Origin of the sequence: Butyricicoccus sp. AM78-15b2TA (assembly GCF_027665985.1) — a bacterium.
GTDB classification, from domain to species: domain Bacteria; phylum Bacillota; class Clostridia; order Oscillospirales; family Butyricicoccaceae; genus Agathobaculum; species Agathobaculum butyriciproducens.
This window is the reverse complement of record NZ_JAQEHY010000003.1, coordinates 17830-37210: the sequence shown is the minus strand read 5'-3', so window position 1 is coordinate 37210 and position 19381 is coordinate 17830. Positions and strand designations below refer to the sequence as shown.

The 19381-nt window shown below is 57.0% G+C and carries 17 protein-coding genes and 6 tRNA genes; 16 read left to right on the top strand and 7 right to left on the bottom strand.

Annotation, left to right across the window (positions count from 1 at the left end):
• Positions 1 to 51: 51 nt before the first annotated feature.
• The 11 genes from PGS25_RS03985 (at position 52) to panD (ending at position 10248) form a co-directional block, all read left to right on the top strand.
• On the top strand, positions 52 to 489 hold the full coding sequence (locus tag PGS25_RS03985; protein ID WP_270417778.1) for a prepilin-type N-terminal cleavage/methylation domain-containing protein: 438 nt from the start codon (positions 52 to 54) through the stop codon (positions 487 to 489).
• Positions 486 to 944, top strand: coding sequence for a hypothetical protein (locus PGS25_RS03980; protein WP_270417777.1), 459 nt, complete (start codon positions 486 to 488; stop codon positions 942 to 944). The genes PGS25_RS03985 and PGS25_RS03980 overlap by 4 nt, the downstream gene beginning before the upstream one ends.
• 147 nt (positions 945 to 1091) lie before the next feature.
• Entirely contained in the window at positions 1092 to 1859 is a 768-nt protein-coding gene (locus PGS25_RS03975) for a prepilin peptidase (RefSeq protein WP_270417776.1), read from the top strand.
• A 21-nt stretch (positions 1860 to 1880) separates the two neighbouring features.
• Positions 1881 to 3137, top strand: a complete 1257-nt coding sequence (locus tag PGS25_RS03970; RefSeq protein WP_270417775.1) for a type II secretion system F family protein — start codon at positions 1881 to 1883, stop codon at positions 3135 to 3137.
• A 41-nt stretch (positions 3138 to 3178) separates the two neighbouring features.
• Positions 3179 to 4618 carry a type IV pilus biogenesis protein PilM gene (pilM, locus tag PGS25_RS03965; protein WP_270417774.1) on the top strand — a complete coding sequence of 480 codons (1440 nt, stop codon included), beginning with the start codon at positions 3179 to 3181 and terminating at the stop codon, positions 4616 to 4618.
• On the top strand, positions 4615 to 5319 hold the full coding sequence (locus PGS25_RS03960; protein ID WP_118359879.1) for a hypothetical protein: 705 nt from the start codon (positions 4615 to 4617) through the stop codon (positions 5317 to 5319). The genes pilM and PGS25_RS03960 overlap by 4 nt, the downstream gene beginning before the upstream one ends.
• Positions 5316 to 6998 carry a GspE/PulE family protein gene (locus PGS25_RS03955; protein WP_270417773.1) on the top strand — a complete coding sequence of 561 codons (1683 nt, stop codon included), beginning with the start codon at positions 5316 to 5318 and terminating at the stop codon, positions 6996 to 6998. The genes PGS25_RS03960 and PGS25_RS03955 overlap by 4 nt, the downstream gene beginning before the upstream one ends.
• Positions 6999 to 7271: 273 nt before the next feature.
• On the top strand, positions 7272 to 8138 hold the full coding sequence (locus PGS25_RS03950) for a Rossmann-like and DUF2520 domain-containing protein (RefSeq protein ID WP_442865233.1): 867 nt from the start codon (positions 7272 to 7274) through the stop codon (positions 8136 to 8138).
• On the top strand, positions 8135 to 8980 hold the full coding sequence (gene panB, locus PGS25_RS03945) for a 3-methyl-2-oxobutanoate hydroxymethyltransferase (protein WP_119191389.1): 846 nt from the start codon (positions 8135 to 8137) through the stop codon (positions 8978 to 8980). Before PGS25_RS03950 ends, panB begins: the two co-directional genes overlap by 4 nt.
• 20 nt (positions 8981 to 9000) lie before the next feature.
• Positions 9001 to 9849 (top strand): pantoate--beta-alanine ligase, encoded by an 849-nt coding sequence (gene panC / locus PGS25_RS03940; protein ID WP_270417772.1) that lies wholly within the window; start codon positions 9001 to 9003, stop codon positions 9847 to 9849.
• Positions 9850 to 9852: 3 nt separating this feature from the next.
• Complete coding sequence (gene panD, locus PGS25_RS03935; RefSeq protein ID WP_117751412.1) at positions 9853 to 10248, top strand: aspartate 1-decarboxylase; 396 nt, start codon at positions 9853 to 9855, stop codon at positions 10246 to 10248.
• A 622-nt stretch (positions 10249 to 10870) separates the two neighbouring features.
• On the opposite strand, the gene PGS25_RS03930 is transcribed toward panD, so the two are convergent.
• A complete protein-coding gene (locus tag PGS25_RS03930; RefSeq protein WP_118645998.1) occupies positions 10871 to 11371 on the bottom strand; it encodes a DUF2798 domain-containing protein in 501 nt (166 codons plus the stop codon).
• 267 nt (positions 11372 to 11638) lie between these two features.
• On the opposite strand from PGS25_RS03930, the gene PGS25_RS03925 reads away from it, so the two are divergent.
• The 3 genes from PGS25_RS03925 (at position 11639) to PGS25_RS03915 (ending at position 15481) form a co-directional block, all read left to right on the top strand.
• The gene (locus tag PGS25_RS03925; protein WP_270417771.1) at positions 11639 to 14182 is read left to right on the top strand and encodes a heavy metal translocating P-type ATPase; all 2544 of its coding nucleotides are present in this window, start codon (positions 11639 to 11641) and stop codon (positions 14180 to 14182) included.
• The gene (locus PGS25_RS03920) at positions 14179 to 14445 is read left to right on the top strand and encodes a metal-sensing transcriptional repressor (protein WP_118478176.1); all 267 of its coding nucleotides are present in this window, start codon (positions 14179 to 14181) and stop codon (positions 14443 to 14445) included. Before PGS25_RS03925 ends, PGS25_RS03920 begins: the two co-directional genes overlap by 4 nt.
• Before the next feature lie 106 nt (positions 14446 to 14551).
• On the top strand, positions 14552 to 15481 hold the full coding sequence (locus tag PGS25_RS03915) for a hypothetical protein (RefSeq protein WP_270417770.1): 930 nt from the start codon (positions 14552 to 14554) through the stop codon (positions 15479 to 15481).
• A gap of 665 nt (positions 15482 to 16146) precedes the next feature.
• Here PGS25_RS03915 and PGS25_RS03910 read toward each other — a convergent pair.
• From PGS25_RS03910 to PGS25_RS03885, 6 genes are all read right to left on the bottom strand, one after another.
• Positions 16147 to 16222 (bottom strand) — tRNA-Val (locus tag PGS25_RS03910).
• 4 nt (positions 16223 to 16226) lie between these two features.
• A tRNA-Lys gene (locus PGS25_RS03905) sits at positions 16227 to 16302 on the bottom strand.
• Positions 16303 to 16427: 125 nt separating this feature from the next.
• Positions 16428 to 16502: transfer RNA gene (locus PGS25_RS03900), tRNA-Gln, on the bottom strand.
• 71 nt (positions 16503 to 16573) lie between these two features.
• Positions 16574 to 16650: transfer RNA gene (locus tag PGS25_RS03895), tRNA-His, on the bottom strand.
• Between the two features lie 26 nt (positions 16651 to 16676).
• Positions 16677 to 16753 (bottom strand) — tRNA-Arg (locus tag PGS25_RS03890).
• Between the two features lie 32 nt (positions 16754 to 16785).
• Positions 16786 to 16859 (bottom strand) — tRNA-Gly (locus PGS25_RS03885).
• 155 nt (positions 16860 to 17014) lie between these two features.
• On the opposite strand from PGS25_RS03885, the gene PGS25_RS03880 reads away from it, so the two are divergent.
• Positions 17015 to 17713 (top strand): response regulator transcription factor, encoded by a 699-nt coding sequence (locus tag PGS25_RS03880; RefSeq protein ID WP_118284690.1) that lies wholly within the window; start codon positions 17015 to 17017, stop codon positions 17711 to 17713.
• A complete protein-coding gene (locus PGS25_RS03875; RefSeq protein ID WP_270417769.1) occupies positions 17697 to 19349 on the top strand; it encodes a sensor histidine kinase in 1653 nt (550 codons plus the stop codon). Before PGS25_RS03880 ends, PGS25_RS03875 begins: the two co-directional genes overlap by 17 nt.
• Positions 19350 to 19381 lie beyond the last annotated feature (32 nt).

Genomic DNA, 19381 nt, shown 5'->3' with positions numbered 1-19381 from the left:
CCGCGGTTTACAGAAATAGAAAAACAAAAATAAAATTGGAGGAATAAGATCATGATGGAAAAAATGATCGCGCTGCAGCAGAAGCGCCGCAGCAAGAAGGGCGGCTTTACGCTGGTAGAGCTGATCGTGGTTCTGGTTATTCTGGCGATTCTGGCAGCACTGCTGATTCCGGCTCTGACTGGTTACATTAATAAGGCTAAGGAGAAGTCTCTGATTGCTGAAACACGTCAGGTAGTAATGGCTGCTCAGACTTTGTATGATGAATACTACGGTACGCTGGCGGCAGATGCTACTCCGGTAACTGAGCCGGGTTCGACTGCAGGTAAGTTCACTATGGACAATATTAAAACACTTTCTGAAGTTACAGGAACGATTAATAAGGTAACTGTTTCTGGCAATAAGATTTCTACCGTTGAATATACTCGCAATAAGAAGAAATGCACTTATACCCAGACTGATGGTCAGTATGCAGTAACTGATGTTAAATGATTAACCGCACCGAACGCCACGGACCGACTGCGCCGATCAAATACGGCGCAGTAAGCTGGTGGCTGACGGTGGTGTGTGTGATCCTTCTGGCTGTGATCGCGGCGGCGGGCAGCGTGCTCGGTCTGCTCTATCGGGCAGACGCGCATGTGGCGCTCGGCAATGCAAAAACGGTGCGTATGGCGCTATACGCCGCCTCGATCGAGGCCTACGGCGAAAACCGTCCCTTCACGGACTCCGCCCATGAGGGCGGGGTCTCGGAGGCGGTTTACAACGAGGTGCTGACAGCCTGCAAGGTGCCCGGTGATTTCTGGGTGCTGCAGACCGACGAAAACGGCTATACCGTACAGCAGATGATCTACACCGAAGGGGATTTCACCGTAACCTACACCGCCGATCCGGTCACTTGGAACGTGTCCGTCGGTGTTGACCTGATTCATGCCGCCGCAGCACAGTGAACGCACGGTGCGCGTTCGCCGTCGGACGGTATGGCGGGTCACAGCCCCTTAACAGTTAAGAGGCTGTGACCTGCCATGCGGTTTTCTGCATGGTAGATTCTATTTGTAAAAAATCATTCCAAACCAACCCAAACGAGGAGGAAACCAATGCTTTACATTGCCTATGCTGTATTATGGCTGTTACGGTTTGCATTGGGCGCATGCGTATTCAGCTTTCTCGGAGTGGTGGTATGGCGCCTGCCGCGCAGAGAGAGCGTGGTGAAGGGACGCAGTCACTGTCCGGTGTGCGGGCGCACGCTGTCGGCGGCGGAGCTGCTCCCGTGCCTGAGCTTTCTCCTGCAGGGCGGCAAATGCCGCGGCTGCGGTGCAAAAATCCCCGCAAGGGATTTCTGGATCGAGGTGCTCGGCGGCTTGTGCTCCTGTGCCTGTGCATATGCCTTCGGCGGCGAGACCGCACAGGCGGCGCTGGCGTTCGTCGTGCTCGGTATTCTGACGGTCGTGGCGCTCATGGACATAGACACGCTTGAAATCTACGACCGGTTTCCGGCGCTGCTGTTTGTCTGCGGCATCGCTGCGCAAATACTTATCCCCAGCCTGGGGATAAAATCGCGGCTGATCGGCTGCGTGATCGTCAGTGTGCCGATGCTGCTTCTGGCGCTCATCGTGCCCGGCGGCTTCGGCGGCGGTGATATCAAGCTGATGTTCGGCGCGGGATTTTTTCTCGGCGCAAAGCTGACGGTCGTTGCCGCGTTCATCGGCATTCTGCTCGGCGGCGGCTTCGGCGCGCTGCTGCTCGCCCAAAAGAAGGCAAACCGGAAAAGCCAGTTCGCATTCGGTCCGTTTTTGTGCATCGGCATTGCGATCGCCATGTTTTTCGGAGAAACGATTGCGGACTGGTATATGGGATTATTGTAATGAATGGAGAGGAGGGTCAGCATGGCTGCATCCAACAACCGCAGGCTGACCGTCACGGTCAAACCGAACAGCGGTCACACGCTGTTCCGCTACACGGCAAAGGACATAGACGGAAAGATAGTCCGCGGCACAATGGAGGCTGCGGACTATGACACGTTGTATACCCAATTACTCGCTCAGGGGCTGTATCTGCAGAGTGCGACCCGCCGCGGTGCGGGCCGCAAGCCGCGCACCCTGCGTCCGCAGGAGCTGAGCGACCTGTGCCGTCAGCTGTCCACGCTGCTGGCTTCGGGTGTCAGTCTGGTGCGCGCGCTGACGATCATCTCGCAGGATGAGGGCATCAGCGCAGGTCTGCGCCGCATTTACGAGAATGTTCTGGGTGAGGTGCGGAAGGGCTCCAGCCTGTCCGCCGCACTCGAGGCGCAGCAGGTGTTCCCAACGCTCATGCTCGGCATGATCCGCGCAGGCGAGGGCAGCGGCAAGATAGATCAGGTCGCGGAGCGGCTCGCCATCCACTATGAGAAGGCGCACCAGATGAACCAGCAGGTCAAGTCGGCGCTCATGTACCCGATGATCCTTGCGATTCTGGCGGTCGCGGTCGTTATCGTTATCGTAACCTTCGTGCTGCCGCAGTTCAGCGATCTGTTCTCCACAATGGATTCGCTGCCGGGCGTTACGCTGGCGCTGATGGCGTTTTCCGGTTTTATGGTTACCAAATGGTATCTGATGATACTGGGTGTCGCAGCTGTGGTCATGGTTATCCGCTCGCTGCTGCGCATTCCGGCCGTCCGGCTGGAAATGGACCGGCGAAAGCTCAAAATGCCGGTTTTCGGTCCGCTCAATCAGGTTATCTGCACGGCGCGGTTCGCGCGAACCATCAGCAGCCTGTACTCGAGCGGTCTGCCGATCGTCACTGCACTGCAGACCGCCCGTGATACCATCGGCAACGCCTACATCGTTTCGCAGTTCGGTGACGTGCTTGTGCAGGTGCGTTCGGGCGTCAGCCTGTCCGCCGCCCTCGAGACGGTGGATGGCTTTCAGCGCAAGCTGTGCAGCAGCATCGCAGTTGGTGAGGAGACCGGCCGTCTGGACTCCATGCTGGATTCCATTGCGGATTCGATGGAGTACGATGCACAGCAGGCGAGCAAGCGTATGATGACCATTCTGGAGCCGATGCTGATCGTGCTGATGGCGTTTGTGGTCGGCTTTATCATTATCGCGGTCATGTCGCCGATTATCGGCTCGTACAGCGCGATAGAGAGTTCGGGGAACGTATAACCTCGGAAACGTGTAAACCTCACAAAAGGGGAGAAATGAGAATGAACACAACCGTTTTGGCGCTGCAGGAGGAGCAGGTGCTTGTCGCGGTCGGCAAGTCCGGCGCGCAGCCTTCCGTGCAGGCGCTTTACAGTGCCCCCGCACACGGCGGCGGCATGGAAAACTGGGAGAAGGCGATAGGCGCACTCTGGCAGCAGCACAGGCTGCCGACCCGCGGCATCACGCTCGTCCTGCCGGATGAGGCGGTTGCCACCAAGACTATCACCGCACCGAGCATGCCGGAAAACAAGCTGGAGGAGCTTGTGCGGCACGAAATGCGTCCGCGGGAGGATCAGCTTGTGGCGGCGGACTATGTGCCGCTCGGCACAGATGCCGAAGGCCGTCAGCAGCTGTTCTGCGCTGCCTGCCGCAAGGAAACGATGGAGGAATACCTTGCAATGACCGATCGGCTCGGTCTGCGCCTGGAAAACGTTACCGTTACCATGGCAGGACGGCTCAAGCTCCTGCATGCCATGCAGCCCATGCAGGGCAAGACCTGTATCTGGCTGTGCTTTGAGGGCAGCAGCGTGCTTTCGCTGCTGGTCGAGAACGGAGAGTACCGTTATTCCAGTCGCAACCGTATTTTCAGTGAGCCGGGCACGGTGGATTTCGGCACTGAGATGACACGGGATGTCTCCGGTACGATGCAGTTCCACACGGCAAGCCGCTCGGGCGGCACGCTGACCGATGTGTATTACGCCGGCTGCTCGGATGATGATTTCGAGGTGTGTCTGGCGGGTATCCGCGGTCTGGGTCTGGAAGTGAGCCGTCTGCCCGAATGCCGTGCGTTCCGCGCCCTGCCGAACGGCGAGCGGCTGAACGACTGGCTCGGCTGTGCCGAGGCTTTGATTCGCACCGTGCTTCGTGCAAACAAGGAGCTGGATCTGCTCCGCAGCTATCGGCGTTTGTCCCGCGGCAGCAAAAAGCAGACCGACCTGCTGCACAGCTTCTACACACCGATTGCGGTGTGTCTGGTGGTGTGCGCTGCGGTCTGGTGTGTGTTCTTGCGGATGAACAGCAGCCTGAGCCACAGGACCGACGACATCAACGACTGGCTGAACGATCCGACTGTGATCGAGCAGTACAACGAGGCTGCCGAAAAGCAGCAGCGCAATGACAATCTGGTGCAGGGACTGCAGCAGGTGCGCAATCTGACGGACGCGCTTGCCACCTATCCGCAGGTGGACAGCACCCTGATGAGCAAAATCGGTGCGGCAGGCGGTGCTCAGGTCAGCATGGTGCTGACCGGCTACGATGCGGCTACCGGCGCGCTGCAGTTCGATGCACAGAGCGGCAGCGTTATCGACATTCCGAGCTATGTGCTCAAGCTGCAGAAAACCGGTCTGTTCCGCAAGGTGGACTACACCGGCTATACCTATGAGGACGGCGTGTACGTTCTCAGCCTGAACTGTATCCTGCTGGGAGAGGAGGCAGCCGAATGAACATCGTTGTAACCGAACGTGATAAAAAGCTGCTCCGGCTGGTGGCCTGTCTGGCGATAATCGTCATTTTCGGCATGTATCTCATCCGTCCTGCGATGAAAAATCACGAAACGCTGCAGAACGAGTATGACGCCGCCGAACAGAAGCAGCAGGAATATCAGACGCAGATTGCCGCACTCGCGACGATTGACGATATTATCGCGCAGAATGAAGCCGCGCTGAACACGGCAAGCGAAAAATACTACAAGGGCGATCTGGAAACCCGTCAGATGGACGATATCATCACGGGTATCGCGCTCGAGAACGGACTGTTTCCGCAGTCGCTGACGCTGACGGAGGCCGCTCCGGGTGCGGTCAGCGCGTATCTCGCCGAGCAGGAAGCAGCGCAGACGGACGGCAGTGCGGACACCTCGTCCGATACGGAATCCGCCGATTCGACCGATGATACATCGGCAGCGCTGGTGCAGCCGGTCAACTGCGTTTACATCGGCACTGCGACTATCTCGGCGCAGGGCGCCGTAACCCAGTGGCTGAACTTTCTCGATGAGGTAGAGCACAGGTACAAGGGTCTGCGCGTGACCAATTTCAGTATTGCAGACTATGATTATGTGGAGAACAACACGCAGGCGGTCAGCACCAATCTGATCACCGGCACGCTGGAGATCTATATGTGTGTCAGCGACAAGGAGGCGGACGCATGAAAACCAATTTGCGTATCGGCGAAGTGCTGATGGAGCGCAATTACATCACGCAGGAGCAGATGGAGCAGGCGCTCGCCTACCAGAAGGAGCACCGTGAAAAGCGAGTCGGTCAAATCCTGATCGAGCTGGGCTTTGTCACCGAGACGCAGGTGATCGAGGCGCTGGCTGCCCGTCTGGGACTGGAAATTGTGAGCATCGGACAGATGCAGGTCGATCTGACCGCTGTCCGCATGATTCCGCGCGAGCTGGCGGAAAAGCAGAACCTGCTTGCGGTCGGCTTTGCGGACAAGAGCCTCGAGGTCGTGACGAACGATCCGCTGAACTACTTTGCCTTTGAGGAAGTGCGCCAGCTGACCGGCTGTCAGGTGGTCATCCGCCTGAGTGAAATGGGTCCGCTGCAGAGCGCGATTCGCTACTATTACGCCGAGGTCGGCGCGCAGCAGGCGGCACAGACCGCCAACGAGGACTTTGCAGAGCGTAATGTGGAGATGCTGCAGGTCGAAGAAAGCGAAAGCGGTGATCCGGAAGCGCCGATCGTCAAGCTGCTCAACAGTCTGCTCGACCGTGCAATCAGCACCGGCGCGAGCGACGTGCATATCGAGCCGTTTGAGGGCAGCACGCGCGTGCGCATGCGTATCGACGGCACGATTGTTGATTATGTAACGCTGCAGCGCAGTGTACATCAGCCGCTGATCGCGCGAATCAAGATCATGGCGAACCTCGATATTGCCGAGCGCCGTCTGCCGCAGGACGGTCATTTCCGTATCCGTGTGGGACAGAGCGAGTACGTCAACATCCGTGTATCGCTGCTGCCGACCGTGTTCGGAGAAAAGGCCGTGCTGCGAATTCTGGCAACGGCCGGTCAGGTCGATTACGCCGGCCACTTCGGCATGGATGACGAAAGCTATGCAAGGTTCCTGCCTATGCTCAACTCACCGAACGGCATTATTTATATCACCGGTCCTACCGGCTCGGGTAAGTCCACTACGCTGTACATGGTGCTCGAGTACCTGTCGCACCGGCAGGTGAATATCTCCACGGTTGAGGACCCGGTGGAGAAGAACGTGCCGAGCATCAACCAGACGCAGGTCAATCCGGTTGCCGGACTGACGTTTGAGTCCGGTCTGCGCGCACTGCTGCGTCAGGACCCGGATATCATCATGGTCGGTGAGACCCGTGACGGCGAAACCGCCGGTATTTCGGTTCGTGCGGCCATCACCGGTCATCTGGTGCTGAGTACGCTGCATACCAACGATGCGGTCTCGAGCATCGTCCGTCTGGCCGATATGGGCATCGACCACTATCTGATCGCAAATTCGCTGATCGGTCTGGTCGCGCAGCGACTGATGCGTAAGGTGTGTCCGCACTGCGGCAGAGAGGTCGCAGTTACGCCGCAGGAGCAGGCGCTGCTCGGCAAGGATATCACGACCATCAAGCGCGGCACAGGCTGTGCGCACTGCAACGGCACCGGCTACCGTGGCCGTATTGCCGTGCATGAGATCGTCACGATCGACCGCAATATCCGCCGCATGATCAGCCGCGGCGCCGAAATCGAGGAGATCGAGGCCTATGCGCGGGAACAGCAGGGCATGCGCAGCCTGAAGGATAAGGGTCTGGAACTGGTAAAACAGGGTGTTACCACCCCGGAGGAGCTGCTCAGGATCGCATATTACGCATAACCGGAAACCGCTCTGTATCAAAAGATACAGAGCGGTTTTTGTGATTGTGAGCATGATTGCAGAACAAAATACGCATAAATGAACGTGCGTTCACTGTTGATTGGCTCCCCGGAGCCGAAAACTTTTCCTTTACATTCTTATCTCAAGCGGGTATAATACCCCTTGATGGATGGCATTCCGCAGAGCGGAAGCTATACCTTGTCACAACATGTTTTTCAAATTTTTCCGACAGTGATTTTACGTTGCGTCACACCACAGAAAGCGGGTGACAGCATGAACATTGGCATTGTTGGAGCAGGAAAAGTCGGCTTTTCCTTCGGCAGACTGCTTGCCGAAAAAGGCGTGCGGATATCCGGCTATTACAGCCGCAATTCCGACAGCGCAAGAGAAGCTGCAGAATTTACAAATTCCGGACACTATACCGACCTGGGCAAACTCATCGAAGATAGTGACGCGATTTTCATCACCGTTCCGGATAATGCGATCACCGAGGTGTATCGGCAGGTCGCAGAATTTGAAATTCAGGACAAGTATATATGTCATTGCAGCGGCGCCTGCACAGCCGAGGAAGCCTTTCCGGGTATTCACGCGCAGGGAGCCTATGCAATATCCATTCATCTGCTATTTCCGATCAGCAGCAAGTATAACTGCTGGCGGGAGCTGGCAGGTGCTTTTTTTTGCGTCGAGGGAGACGCACAGGCGGTCGAGGTCTTTGTGCCGCTGTTGCGCGGACTGGGGCTGCAGGTGCAGACCATTTCGCCGGAGAGCAAGGCGCAGTACCACCTCAGCTGTGCACTGGCGAGCAACTTTGTCTGTGCACTCGTGCAGCGCAGCGCAGAGCTGCTGAGCGGCTGCGGATTCTCCGAAACGGACGCACTGCACGCGCTTGCGCCGCTCATGCGGAGCAATCTGGCGCATGTGATCGAGCACGGTGCCGTCTCAGCGCTGACCGGACCCATTGAGCGCGGCGACACACAGACCGTGCAAAAGCATCTGTCGTGCCTGACGGAACGAGACGACCGGCAGCTTTACGCGCTGCTGGGACTCGAACAGGTCAAAATGGCACAGGAAAAACATCCTGAGCAGGATTACGGCACGCTTGCCGCCCTGCTGAACAGGGAAAAGGAGCAGAAAGAATGAAGAACACAGTGAGCACATTTCTCTCGATGAAGCAAAACGGCGAACGCCTCACCGAGATTACCAGCTACGATTACACGACCGCCAAGCTGGTGGAAAAAGCGGGCATCAACGCCATTCTGGTGGGCGATTCGCTCGGCATGACCATGATGGGTTATGACACGACCCTGCCGGTTACGATGGAGGACATGATCCACCACAGTGCCTGCGTCGTGCGCGCGTGCGAGAACACCATGGTCATCATGGATATGCCGTTTATGAGCTATCAGGCATCGGTTTCCGAAGCCGTGCGCAACGCAGGCCGGCTGATGAAGGAAGCGCGTGGCCATGCAGTCAAGCTGGAGGGCGGCGCAGCCGTTGCCGAGCAGATTCGCGCGATTACAGACGCCGGCATTCCGGTGCAGGCACATATCGGCATGACGCCGCAGAGCGTCAACGTGTTCGGCGGCTTTAAGGTACAGGGCAAGGGCGAGGATGCGGCAAAGCGGCTGCTCGAGGATGCCTTTACCGTACAGGAGGCCGGTGCATTTTCGGTCGTGCTCGAGTGCGTACCGCCCAAGCTGGCGGCGCTCATCTCGAAAAAGCTGACCATCCCGACTATCGGCATCGGCGCGGGCGCAGGCTGTGACGGACAGGTATTGGTTTATCAGGACATGCTCGGCATGAACATGGACTTTACGCCCAAGTTCGCCAAGCAGTTCGACAATATCGGTGAGCGCATGGTGGATGCGTTCCGCACTTACATGAACGAGGTGCAGAACGGCACGTTCCCGACCGAAAAGCAGAGCTTTGTCAAGTCTGACTGCAGCGATGAATATCTCGCCAAACTCGACGCTGAATTTTGAGAGAAACAGGAGCATATACAATGAAAATCGCAACAACCATCGCAGAAGTACGCGCACAGGTGCGCGAGTGGAAACAGCAGGGTCTGACCGTCGGTCTGGTGCCGACCATGGGCTATCTGCATGAAGGACACGCCAGTCTGGTCAAAACGTCCGTGCAGCAGTGCGACCGCACGGTAGCGTCCGTGTTCCTCAATCCGACCCAGTTCGGTCCGGGTGAGGATCTGGAGACCTATCCGCGTGATTTTGAGCACGACTGTGCACTGCTGACCGAGTGCGGCTGTGACATGGTGTTCCATCCTGAGGTGTCTGAGATGTACCCGGACGGCTTTGCCACCTTTGTTGAGGTGCAGTCCGAAATGCCGCGCCAGCTGTGCGGCAAGACCCGTCCGATTCATTTCCGCGGCGTGTGCACGGTCGTTTCCAAGCTGTTCAACATCGTAACGCCGGATAAGGCGTTCTTCGGTCAGAAGGACGCACAGCAGCTGGCGATCATCCGCCGTATGGTGCTCGACCTGTCCATGGGTATTGAGATTGTCGGCTGCCCGATCATCCGTGAGGCGGACGGTCTGGCGAAGTCCTCGCGCAATACCTATCTGAGCGCAGAGGAGCGCAAGGCGGCGCTTGTGCTGTCGCGCGCTGTAAAGCTCGGTCAGGAGCTGGTACAGAACGGCGAGAAAAACGCGGATGCAATCGTCAATGCCATGCGTGCGCTTATCGAGCAGGAGCCGCTCGCACGTATTGATTACGTTTCCGCAGTGGACGGTCTGACCATGCTGCCGGTGCATGAGATCAACGGCGGCGAACTGGTCGCTATGGCGGTCTATATCGGCAAAACACGCCTGATCGACAACTTTTCGGTGGAGGGTTAAGCCATGACAGTACAGATGCTCAAGGGTAAAATTCACCGTGCAACGGTCAAGCAGGCTGAGCTGAACTACGTCGGCTCGATTACCGTTGATGCCGATCTGCTGGATGCGGCCGGTATTTACGAATATGAGAAGGTTGCCATCGTGGATATTGAGAACGGCAACCGCTTTGAGACCTATACGATCGCCGGTGAGCGCGGCAGCGGCATGATCTGCCTGAACGGCGCCGCAGCGCGCTGCGTCAGCGTCGGTGATAAGGTCATTCTGATGGCGTACGCGCAGCTGACGCCGGAGGAGGTCAAGAACGGCTATGCTCCGCAGGTCGTGTTTGTGGATGAGGAAAATAAGATCGTCCGCACCACCACCTATGAGAAGCATGGTCTGCTCAAGGATATGGCGTAATGAAAAAGGAGAACCCGGGTGGGTTCTCCTTTTTTGTTGGTGTCAAGGTGAGCGGTTCTGCAAGGTAGGAGGTAGGAGTTGATGGATAGGTGAAATCCGTAGGTGCCGTCCGTAATATCCAGACAAACGAGTTGCGCGACACGGGTATCCCCCAGGGGACCTTCTCTTGCCCTTCGGGCAATTCACCTTGTGTCGCGCCTGCGGAGAGTAGCCGATATGTGTAGCAGTACGGAATCTGGCATTGCGTAGAGGTAAAGAAATGGGCGGCCATTGGCCACCCCTACGGCAGAAAGAATCCTCTGCCGTTCCTTTATAGTCTCAGTTCTGCAAATGTCGCCGTGTTAAGAGGAAACGGGGAGATTCATAAGAGGGGTACGCACTCATTAAATCCGCGCACGGCGCGGGAAAAAGGTTTAGTGGCCTACGGGCAAACCTTAGGTGTCCATCCCTCTTATGCGCCCGCGCGGCGTCAGAGCACGTCCCCGCGCTCCGCAGAGCGCAGCTCTCCGTTGAGATTAAGCGAAAACCTTCCCGCCCGGAAAGGGCGTATTGCTAACGCAACTCGTGCGCCCCGCAAAACCGGTGCCGAGTAAACCGGCAAATCAAAATTATCGATTGAAGATTAAACCGACTCCATCTCCGCCGCAGAGGACTTGTCTGCGTTCTCCCGGAACAGCAGACCGAAAATGCGGCGCACCAGCGGACCGGCTGCAAAGAACTGCCACAGCAGTGCCATCGGGAAGTTCATAACGGTGGTCTGTACCCAGATTGCAAAGAACTGTGCGTTATGGCTGTCCTTGAACAGCAGGGTGGCAAAGAAGCTCATGCACGGGCACATCAGCCATACGGATGCAGCCGAGATGGCAAGCATAATGCTGGTCTGGCTGGCTTCACGCGGATTGACAAGGCGGAATGCAACCTTCATCGCCAGTTTGCCGACAAACACCAGCTCGAGCAGAATTGCGATAACAGTCATAATCGGCCACTCGTGGAACACTGCGAGAAATACCCAGTTCTGCATGGAACCGGTGTTCAGCACGATGTTGTACGCTACCATGCCGTATACCATGACAGAAGCCATGATAATGGTGTAAATAACGTCCTGAAATTTGTTTTTTGGCATTTTGTTTTCTCCTTTTTGTGTATGTGAAATATTTTTTGATAACGAATAGAAATGCAGCTGAACGCAAAAAAATAGGACGAAGTAAACTTTCGTCTACTTCGTCCTATGGACTACTTCAACTACCATTAATTATAGTTATCATACCATATTTTATGGGCGTTCGTCAAGACTAACTTTGTTATTGACAAGACTGTTCCCTGGGTGTATACTGTGTCTGTAAATGAGAACCCCCTCCCTTGGGGGAGGGGTATAGATAGGAGATGCGATATGAAACAACGGTTTCGGGTGGGCGGCATGAGCTGTGCGGCCTGCTCCGCCCATGTGGAGAAAAGCGTTTCGGCGGTGCCGGGTGTCAGCGGCGTGCAGGTAAATCTGCTCGCCGGCAGCATGGCGGTCGAGTACGACGAAAACGCGTGCGACGCACAGACGATTATAAAGGTGGTTGAGTCCGGCGGCTACACGGCTGCGGTGGACGACGGCAGGCAGACATCGGCTCCGGCGCAAAGCCCGCAGGCGGACGAGGCGCTGAAGGAAATGAAGACCCGCATTATTGTTTCGGCGGTGTTCATGGTCGTTTTGATGTACTTCTCGATGGGCGAGATGGTCGGGCTGCCGCTGCCGTCCTATGCGGCAGGTATGGACGGCATGTTCAATCTGGCGCTCACGGAGCTGATCCTCACGCTGCCGATCGTCATTATCAACCGCAAGTATTATATCAACGGCTTCAAAACGCTGCTGCATCGTGCCCCGACGATGGACGCGCTTATCGCCGTCGGCTCGGGTGCGGCGCTCGTGTACGGCATTTACGCGCTGATTCAAATCGCGCTCGCGCCCACGCCAGAGGCAGCCCACAGCTTTATGCACGACCTGTATTTTGAGTCCGCAGGCATGATTTTGACGCTGGTAACGCTCGGCAAGTTCTTTGAAGCGCGTGCCAAGCGCAAGACAGGCGAAGCCATCGCGGCACTGATGGACCTGCGTCCGCAGACCGCCGAGGTCATTCGTGGCGGTCAGACCATGCAGCTGCCGATTGAGCAGGTACAGGTTGGCGATCTCGTTATCGTGCGCGGCGGTCAGTCCGTGCCGGTTGACGGCGAGATCACCGAGGGCAGCGCGTATCTGGACGAAAGCGCCATCACCGGTGAGAGCATGCCGGTCGAAAAGCATGTCGGCGATACCGTGATCGGTGCTACCGTGTCCAAGAGCGGCTATGTTGTCATGAAAGCGTCGCGTGTCGGTGACGATACGACTCTGAGCCAGATCATCCGTCTGGTAGAGGAGGCAGGCGCGTCCAAGGCGCCGATCGCCAAGCTGGCGGATAAGGTGGCAGGCGTGTTTGTGCCGGTCGTTATGGGTATTGCGCTCGTGACGGCAATCATCTGGCTGCTGGCTGGCGAAACGCCGAGCTTTGCGCTCACACGCGCGATTTCGGTTCTGGTCATCTCGTGCCCGTGCGCACTGGGACTGGCAACGCCGGTCGCTATCATGGTCGGCACGGGTGTCGGTGCGAAAAACGGCGTGCTGTTCCAGTCGGCGGAGGCGCTCGAGAATCTGCACAACGTAAACGCAGTTATTATGGATAAGACCGGCACCGTAACCGAAGGACGTCCGGTCGTAACCGACGTAAAATCCTTCGGCGTGGAGTCGGCTGACCTGCTCTCGCTGGCGCTGTCACTCGAGAGCCGCAGTGACCATCCGCTGGCGGACGCCATTGTGCGCTATGCACGCGAGAAGAACGCGCAGGAGCGTTCGGTAACCGACTTTGAGATGCTCGAGGGGCAGGGCATTCGCGCATCCGTGGACGGCGTGCCGTGCTTTGCGGGCAACCGCCGCATGCTGCTCGCCAACGGTCTCGCGCTGTCCGGATCGATGCAAAAGCTGGGCGATGAGTTCGCCGCGGCAGGCAAAACGCCGCTGTTCTTTGCAGCAAACCGCCAGATTGTCGGCATTTTTGCGGTCGCTGATGTGCTCAAGCCGACCAGCAAGGCGGCAGTCGAAGCGCTGCGCAGCATGCACATCGACGTAACGCTGCTCACCGGCGACAATAAGAAAACCGCCCAGTCTATCGCGTCCGAGCTTGGCGTGACCGATGTGATCGCTGAGGTGCTCCCGCAGGACAAGGAGCGCATCGTGCGCGAAAAGCAGGGCAAGAATCGCAAGGTTGCCATGATTGGCGACGGCATCAACGATGCACCGGCGCTTGCGCGTGCCGATGTCGGCATTGCGATTGGTGCAGGCACGGACGTGGCTATCTCGTCTGCGGACGTTGTGCTGATGAAGAGCGACCTGATGGACGCGGTGGACGCCATCCGGCTGTCGCGCCGGACTATGCGCAACATTCGCCAGAACCTGTTCTGGGCGTTCTTCTACAACTGCATCGGCATTCCGATTGCGGCGGGTCTGCTGTGGGTACCGTTTGGCATCAAGCTCAGTCCGATGATCGGCGCGGCGGCAATGAGCCTTTCGTCCGTCTGCGTGGTATCCAACGCGCTGCGCCTGCGCTTTTTCAGCGCAACACCGAGAAAAACGGCGGGGACGCCTGCTGTTTTGCCCATAAGCGGCGAAAAGCCGCTTACGGCACATAAAAAGGAGGAAAATGTTATGGAAAAGACAATCAAGGTTGATGGCATGATGTGTCAGCACTGCGTGGCACATGTCAAAAAGGCACTCGAGGGTGCAGCAGCCGGCTGTGATGTTGCGGTCGATCTGGATGCAGGCAAGGCAGTCGTTTCGGGCAAAACGCTGCCGGAGGATGCCGTTCTGACCGCAGCCGTCACCGAGGCGGGCTATGAGGTGGTTGACATCAAATGATGGCAGATCGTAAAAAGGTCGAGCCGCTGCTCAAAACCGCGCGCGGGCAGATCGACGGCGTGCTCAAAATGATCGAGGACAACCGCTACTGCATGGATATTATGATGCAGCTGCAGGCGGTGGAATCGCTGGTGCATAAGGCACAGAGGGAGGTTCTTCGCGGACACCTTTCCGGCTGTGTGCAGGATGCGTTTGAGACCGGAGATCAGAACGAGCGTGAGCAGAAGATCGCAGAAATCATCAAGCTGCTGGATAAAGCGTAAGCGGAAGGACGTGCCAAAAGGCACGTCCTTTTTGTTTGAAAATTGAAGTTTTCAGGCTGTACAAAAATTACAAGCAAATAAGGATAACGCTCACAGCGGTATCTTCATGCACGGCGGCAATGTTGATGTACAGGACGGTACAGCGCTGACAATTACCGGCACCGGTAATTCTGTATCCAAGGAAGTCGTAGAGGGTTACTATGTCGGTGCTCTGGCTATAAGAACCGCTGATCCGGCTAACGCAAATGTCCGGTTTGCAGATAATGCAACCGTAAATTTGATTGACAATGCAGTTTCCGCAATCAGAAACTGCGGTATGATCGAAATCGGTGCCGACACAGTTATCAAGAACAACGGCAGCAAAACTCAGTATGGCGGCGGTATCCGCAATTACGGTGAAATTACTGTTTCTGCTGGTGCACAGCTGTATAACAACCATGCACTGATTGCTGGCGATGATATTTACAACGGTACCTATAAGTATAAAACTTACACTTGCGATGGCCGCATCACTTTTGCCCCTGTCGGCAAGGACTGGGTACTGGACGGCTGCAACGACCCGATCGTAGGCTGGTATCACGACGGCAAGGAAAAGCTGACGGACAATGCCTACAAGCGCTGGAACGGTGATGGTGAAGGCGATGCCTACTACGCTGACGAATATACGGTTAGCGAAGAGGCTGTTTCCGATGCACTGGCGCTCAAGGCTGCACACGGTCAGCTCTGCAGCGTAACCTACGAAGTAACCGGCGACATTCCGTCTGACGCAGGCGCAGTTCCGGCGGCAGCAAAGGTTAAGAAGGGCGGCAGCTACACCGTCGCACCGGTACAGACCACCTCGCAGAGCCGCTACACGTTCAGCGGCTGGCGGATCAACGGTAGTGGTGATGTTGTAACCGAGATCAAGGACATTCAGCAGGATGTCAAGCTGATTGGCGTATGGACCCGCAGATCGTCCGGCGGTGGCGGCGGCAGCAGCAAGCCGACCGTTGACATTCCGGATGATGTACCGACCTCAGCGCACCCTGCGGGGTAGATTGTACTAATTGTTAGATTCGCAGGTGTTGTCCATCGCCACCAGACCGACGAGTTGTGCAACACTGTTATCACCCAGGGCCCCTCTCTTGATCTTCGGCGATTCACCTCGTGTCGCGCTTGCGGTATGGCCTTAACCGTATGTGCAGCAGTACGCTGTCTGTGAACTGCGAATATTTCACGAAAGATACGGTAGAGTAACCCGACTGCCGTTCCCCATTTCGAAGCGGTCGCCGGTCTCTGGTCTGCGTCAGACTAACAAACAAGGGAAAGGGATGAAAATCAGAGAGTGGAAACCGTAGGTGTCTACCCTCTTGTGCCCCTGCCGGGTAGGCACATCCCCGCTGAATCTCAGCGAAAAACATCCCGTCCGTTAGGGACGAACACGCTTACGCAGTTCGAGTACTCCGCTCAGCCGGTGCTGAAAAAGCTACCGCTCGGACAGGGCGTAGCGCATACGCGCCTCGTGTGCCAAGCAAAACCGGTGTCGGGAATGGTCTCTGCTAAAGATTAAAATAAAGATTAAAAGAAAAAGCACTTACTTTCGTAAGTGCTTGATGGTGGAAGCTACAGGGCTCGAACCTGTGACCCTCTGCCGGTTGGTACATGACGAACCCAGCTGCAAAAGCAAAAGAAAAGCACTCGCTTTCGTGAGTGCTGAAAATGTGGTGGAAGTTACAGGGCTCGAACCTGTGACCCTCTGCTTGTAAGGCAGATGCTCTCCCAGCTGAGCTAAACTTCCATTTTGGTGACCCAGCGGGGATTCGAACCCCGGACACCCTGCTTAAAAGGCAGGTGCTCTGCCGACTGAGCTACTGGGTCAGGTCAAAAAAGTTTTGCGCTGAGTATGAAATTAAGTCGTATGACATAATGGCAGGGACGGCTGGATTCGCTTTTGCTGCGGCAAGAGCCGCCTTTCGAATCCAAGGATTCAAAATCTGCCATAATGGCAGGGACGGCTGGATTCGAACCAGCGAATGTCGGCGTCAAAGGCCGATGCCTTACCGCTTGGCGACGCCCCCGTATTCGTTTGCTCGAAACAGCGTTACCCTAAAGATAACGCGCTGCGTTCGCAGCGCGTCACAGGGTTATATGGGGTGGGTAAAGGGACTCGAACCCTCGACCCTCGGAACCACAATCCGATGCTCTAACCAACTGAGCTATACCCACCATATAAAGTTTGCAGCCGACGGAAATGGCACGCCAGGAGGGATTCGAACCCCCGGCCTACTGCTTAGAAGGCAGTTGCTCTATCCGGCTGAGCTACTGGCGCATATCAATTCCGACAAACCCATTCGAAGAAAATGGAGCGGGTGATGGGAATCGAACCCACGTGTTCAGCTTGGAAGGCTGACATTCTACCATTGAACTACACCCGCGGGTCTTTCTGACGCTCATTTAGTATATCAATAAAACCCTATAATGTCAACATCTTTTTTAAAATTTTTTTTAAAAACTTTTTTCGGCCAAATTTGCAAAGAACATCAAAAGGGCAGACGGTCATGCTATACTGTAATCAAAGGAGGGAGAGAGCATGAAAGCAACGATCTTACTGGCCGAGGATGAACAGGCCATGCGGGAGGTGCTGACCGACTACTTCACCGCAAAGAGCGGCGGCGATTTCTCGGTTGTGTCTGCGCCGGACGGCGACACGGCGCTGCACCTGATCGAGACCCGGCGGTTCGACCTGCTGCTGCTTGACATCATGCTGCCGGGCACGGATGGCTTCGCGCTGTGCCGCGCAGCACGGCAGCAGGGAGACGCGCCCATTCTGTTCGTCACGGCGCGCGAGGACGAGCAGGACAAGCTGCACGGCTACGGCCTCGGTGCGGACGATTATGTGGTCAAGCCGTTTTCGCTGGCGGTGCTGTACGCCAAGGCGCTGGCGCTTCTGCGGCGAGCGCGGGGCTTGAATGCCGGAAATACGTTGACAGCGGGTACCCTGTCACTCGACCCGGAACGGGGGATTGTCACAGCGAACGGCAGGCGCATTGACCTGCCGCCCAAGGAATTTGCTTTGCTGCGGGCGCTGATGGAGCGCAAAAACCGCGTGCTTACTCGAGATGAGCTGCTTAATCTTGCGTGGGGCTGGGATTTTGACGGCACGGACCGGGTGATCGACGGGCACATCAAAAAGCTGCGCCGCGCACTCGGTCCGCATGCGGACTGCATCAAAACCGTGGTGAAGCGCGGCTATAAGCTGGAGGTGGACGGAGATGAAAACCAAACGTAGAACCTTTTGGAGCTTTTTCACACGAATCGGCGCGGGCTTCCTTGCATTCTGGCTGGCAGTGATGGCGGTGTTCACCGTCCTGCTGTCGCAGCAGCGTGCAAAGCTCATGCTGGCGGAAATGGAAAGCAAATCGGACAAGCTGATGGGAGAGGATACCGATTGTTTGCTTGATCCCTCGAGCTATGACACGACGGACGAGACGGAACTGCGCAGACGATTGAGCAAGCCGGTATTCATGGCGGACAGCGCAGACCCGCCCAATCTGCAGATCATCGAGACCGCTATCACCGACCTGAAATCCGGCAAAGTTCTGCAAAGCAACCGCTGGTGGCTTGAGTTGATCGAGGGAGACAACCTGTACCGCGTGGATATGAGCGGTCAGCCGCGCGAGGTGTGCGAGGCGGTTCTTGCGGGTGCGGGCACAGGCGAGTCGAAAATAGAATCGCTGCCGAAGATAACCTTTGAGGCGTGGGTGGACAGCGTGCCCGGATACCGCGATGACGCCTATCTGAAATCCATCACGATCGAGCCGACCAAGAGCGGCACTTGGGAGCCGACCGGAGAGGTGCGCACGATTGAATGCGCATATGACGCGGAGCAGGTGAAAGGTCTGACGATGAAAACCATGAGTTGTAATCGCTTGGTGTGCCCCGGACCGAACGGCGCCACGACCGAACAGATTGCGGAATCCCTGTCCTCGCCCGCGCGGCAGGCGCTGCGGGAATGGGCAGAATACCCGAGCCGCACAAACAGCAGCCAAACGGTCGAGAAGCTGTGGCTCGTGCGAACGTACCGGCGGACGATCAGATATTGTCCGTTTGCGGAAAGCGGCGCTGTGCTGGTGTCCTATGCGGCGGAAGGATATCCGCTCAAAGCCTTGCTGCCGGTACTGATTCCCGTATGGGCGTTCAGTCTGGTACTGGCGCTATTCTGCGCGGCAGTGCTGTCCGGTGCGCAGCTGCGCGTCTGGCGCAAACAGGAGCGCATAGAGCGGGTACGCCGCGAAACGACAGCCGCGCTCGCGCACGAGCTGAAAACGCCGCTTTCCGTGCTCAGCGCCACCGCCGAGCTGCTCGGTGACAACCTTGCACCGGAAAAGCAGGCGCACTATCTGGGTGTCATTCAGCAGCAGGCGCAGCGGATGGACGGCAGTGTGCGGCACATGCTTGAACTGTCGAGGCTGGAGACCGGCGCAAAGGCTTTGCGGCGAACCGCGTTCTCTCTGGCAGAATTGGCGCAGGAGCGCCTGCAGGCGGCTCTGCCGGCCGATTCCACCATCCACACCGAATTTGCAGCACAGGGCGAATACGAGGTCAATGCGGACAGGGCACTGCTCACGCGGGCACTGGACGCTCTGCTTGAGAACGCCGTGCAGCATACGCCGGCAGACGGCTGCATCACGGTGCACCTCGCGGACGGCGTGCTCTCGGTGACGAATACCGGCGATGCCATTCCGGCGGACGCGCTGCCGCGGCTGTGGGAGGCGTATTATCAGGCCGATCCGTCGCGCAGCGCAAAAGGCGACGGATTGGGACTGTCGATTGCGAAAACCGTGTTCGATCTGCATGGATACGCCTGCGGAGCGGAGAATACCGAAATCGGACCGAAGTTCTGGTTCCAATTCGCAGATAAATAGCAAAAACCGCTCGAAAGAGCGGTTTTTGCTTT

Bases quoted from the DNA above. Each gene is read 5' to 3' on its own strand.
- PGS25_RS03985 (WP_270417778.1), top strand. From the start codon at position 52: ATGATGGAAAAAATGATCGCGCTGCAGCAGAAGCGCCGCAGCAAGAAG.
- PGS25_RS03980 (WP_270417777.1), top strand. From the start codon at position 486: ATGATTAACCGCACCGAACGCCACGGACCGACTGCGCCGATCAAATAC.
- PGS25_RS03975 (WP_270417776.1), top strand. From the start codon at position 1,092: ATGCTTTACATTGCCTATGCTGTATTATGGCTGTTACGGTTTGCATTG.
- PGS25_RS03970 (WP_270417775.1), top strand. From the start codon at position 1,881: ATGGCTGCATCCAACAACCGCAGGCTGACCGTCACGGTCAAACCGAAC.
- pilM (WP_270417774.1), top strand. From the start codon at position 3,179: ATGAACACAACCGTTTTGGCGCTGCAGGAGGAGCAGGTGCTTGTCGCG.
- PGS25_RS03960 (WP_118359879.1), top strand. From the start codon at position 4,615: ATGAACATCGTTGTAACCGAACGTGATAAAAAGCTGCTCCGGCTGGTG.
- PGS25_RS03955 (WP_270417773.1), top strand. From the start codon at position 5,316: ATGAAAACCAATTTGCGTATCGGCGAAGTGCTGATGGAGCGCAATTAC.
- PGS25_RS03950 (WP_442865233.1), top strand. From the start codon at position 7,272: ATGAACATTGGCATTGTTGGAGCAGGAAAAGTCGGCTTTTCCTTCGGC.
- panB (WP_119191389.1), top strand. From the start codon at position 8,135: ATGAAGAACACAGTGAGCACATTTCTCTCGATGAAGCAAAACGGCGAA.
- panC (WP_270417772.1), top strand. From the start codon at position 9,001: ATGAAAATCGCAACAACCATCGCAGAAGTACGCGCACAGGTGCGCGAG.
- panD (WP_117751412.1), top strand. From the start codon at position 9,853: ATGACAGTACAGATGCTCAAGGGTAAAATTCACCGTGCAACGGTCAAG.
- PGS25_RS03930 (WP_118645998.1), bottom strand. From the start codon at position 11,371: ATGCCAAAAAACAAATTTCAGGACGTTATTTACACCATTATCATGGCT.
- PGS25_RS03925 (WP_270417771.1), top strand. From the start codon at position 11,639: ATGAAACAACGGTTTCGGGTGGGCGGCATGAGCTGTGCGGCCTGCTCC.
- PGS25_RS03920 (WP_118478176.1), top strand. From the start codon at position 14,179: ATGATGGCAGATCGTAAAAAGGTCGAGCCGCTGCTCAAAACCGCGCGC.
- PGS25_RS03915 (WP_270417770.1), top strand. From the start codon at position 14,552: ATGCACGGCGGCAATGTTGATGTACAGGACGGTACAGCGCTGACAATT.
- PGS25_RS03880 (WP_118284690.1), top strand. From the start codon at position 17,015: ATGAAAGCAACGATCTTACTGGCCGAGGATGAACAGGCCATGCGGGAG.
- PGS25_RS03875 (WP_270417769.1), top strand. From the start codon at position 17,697: ATGAAAACCAAACGTAGAACCTTTTGGAGCTTTTTCACACGAATCGGC.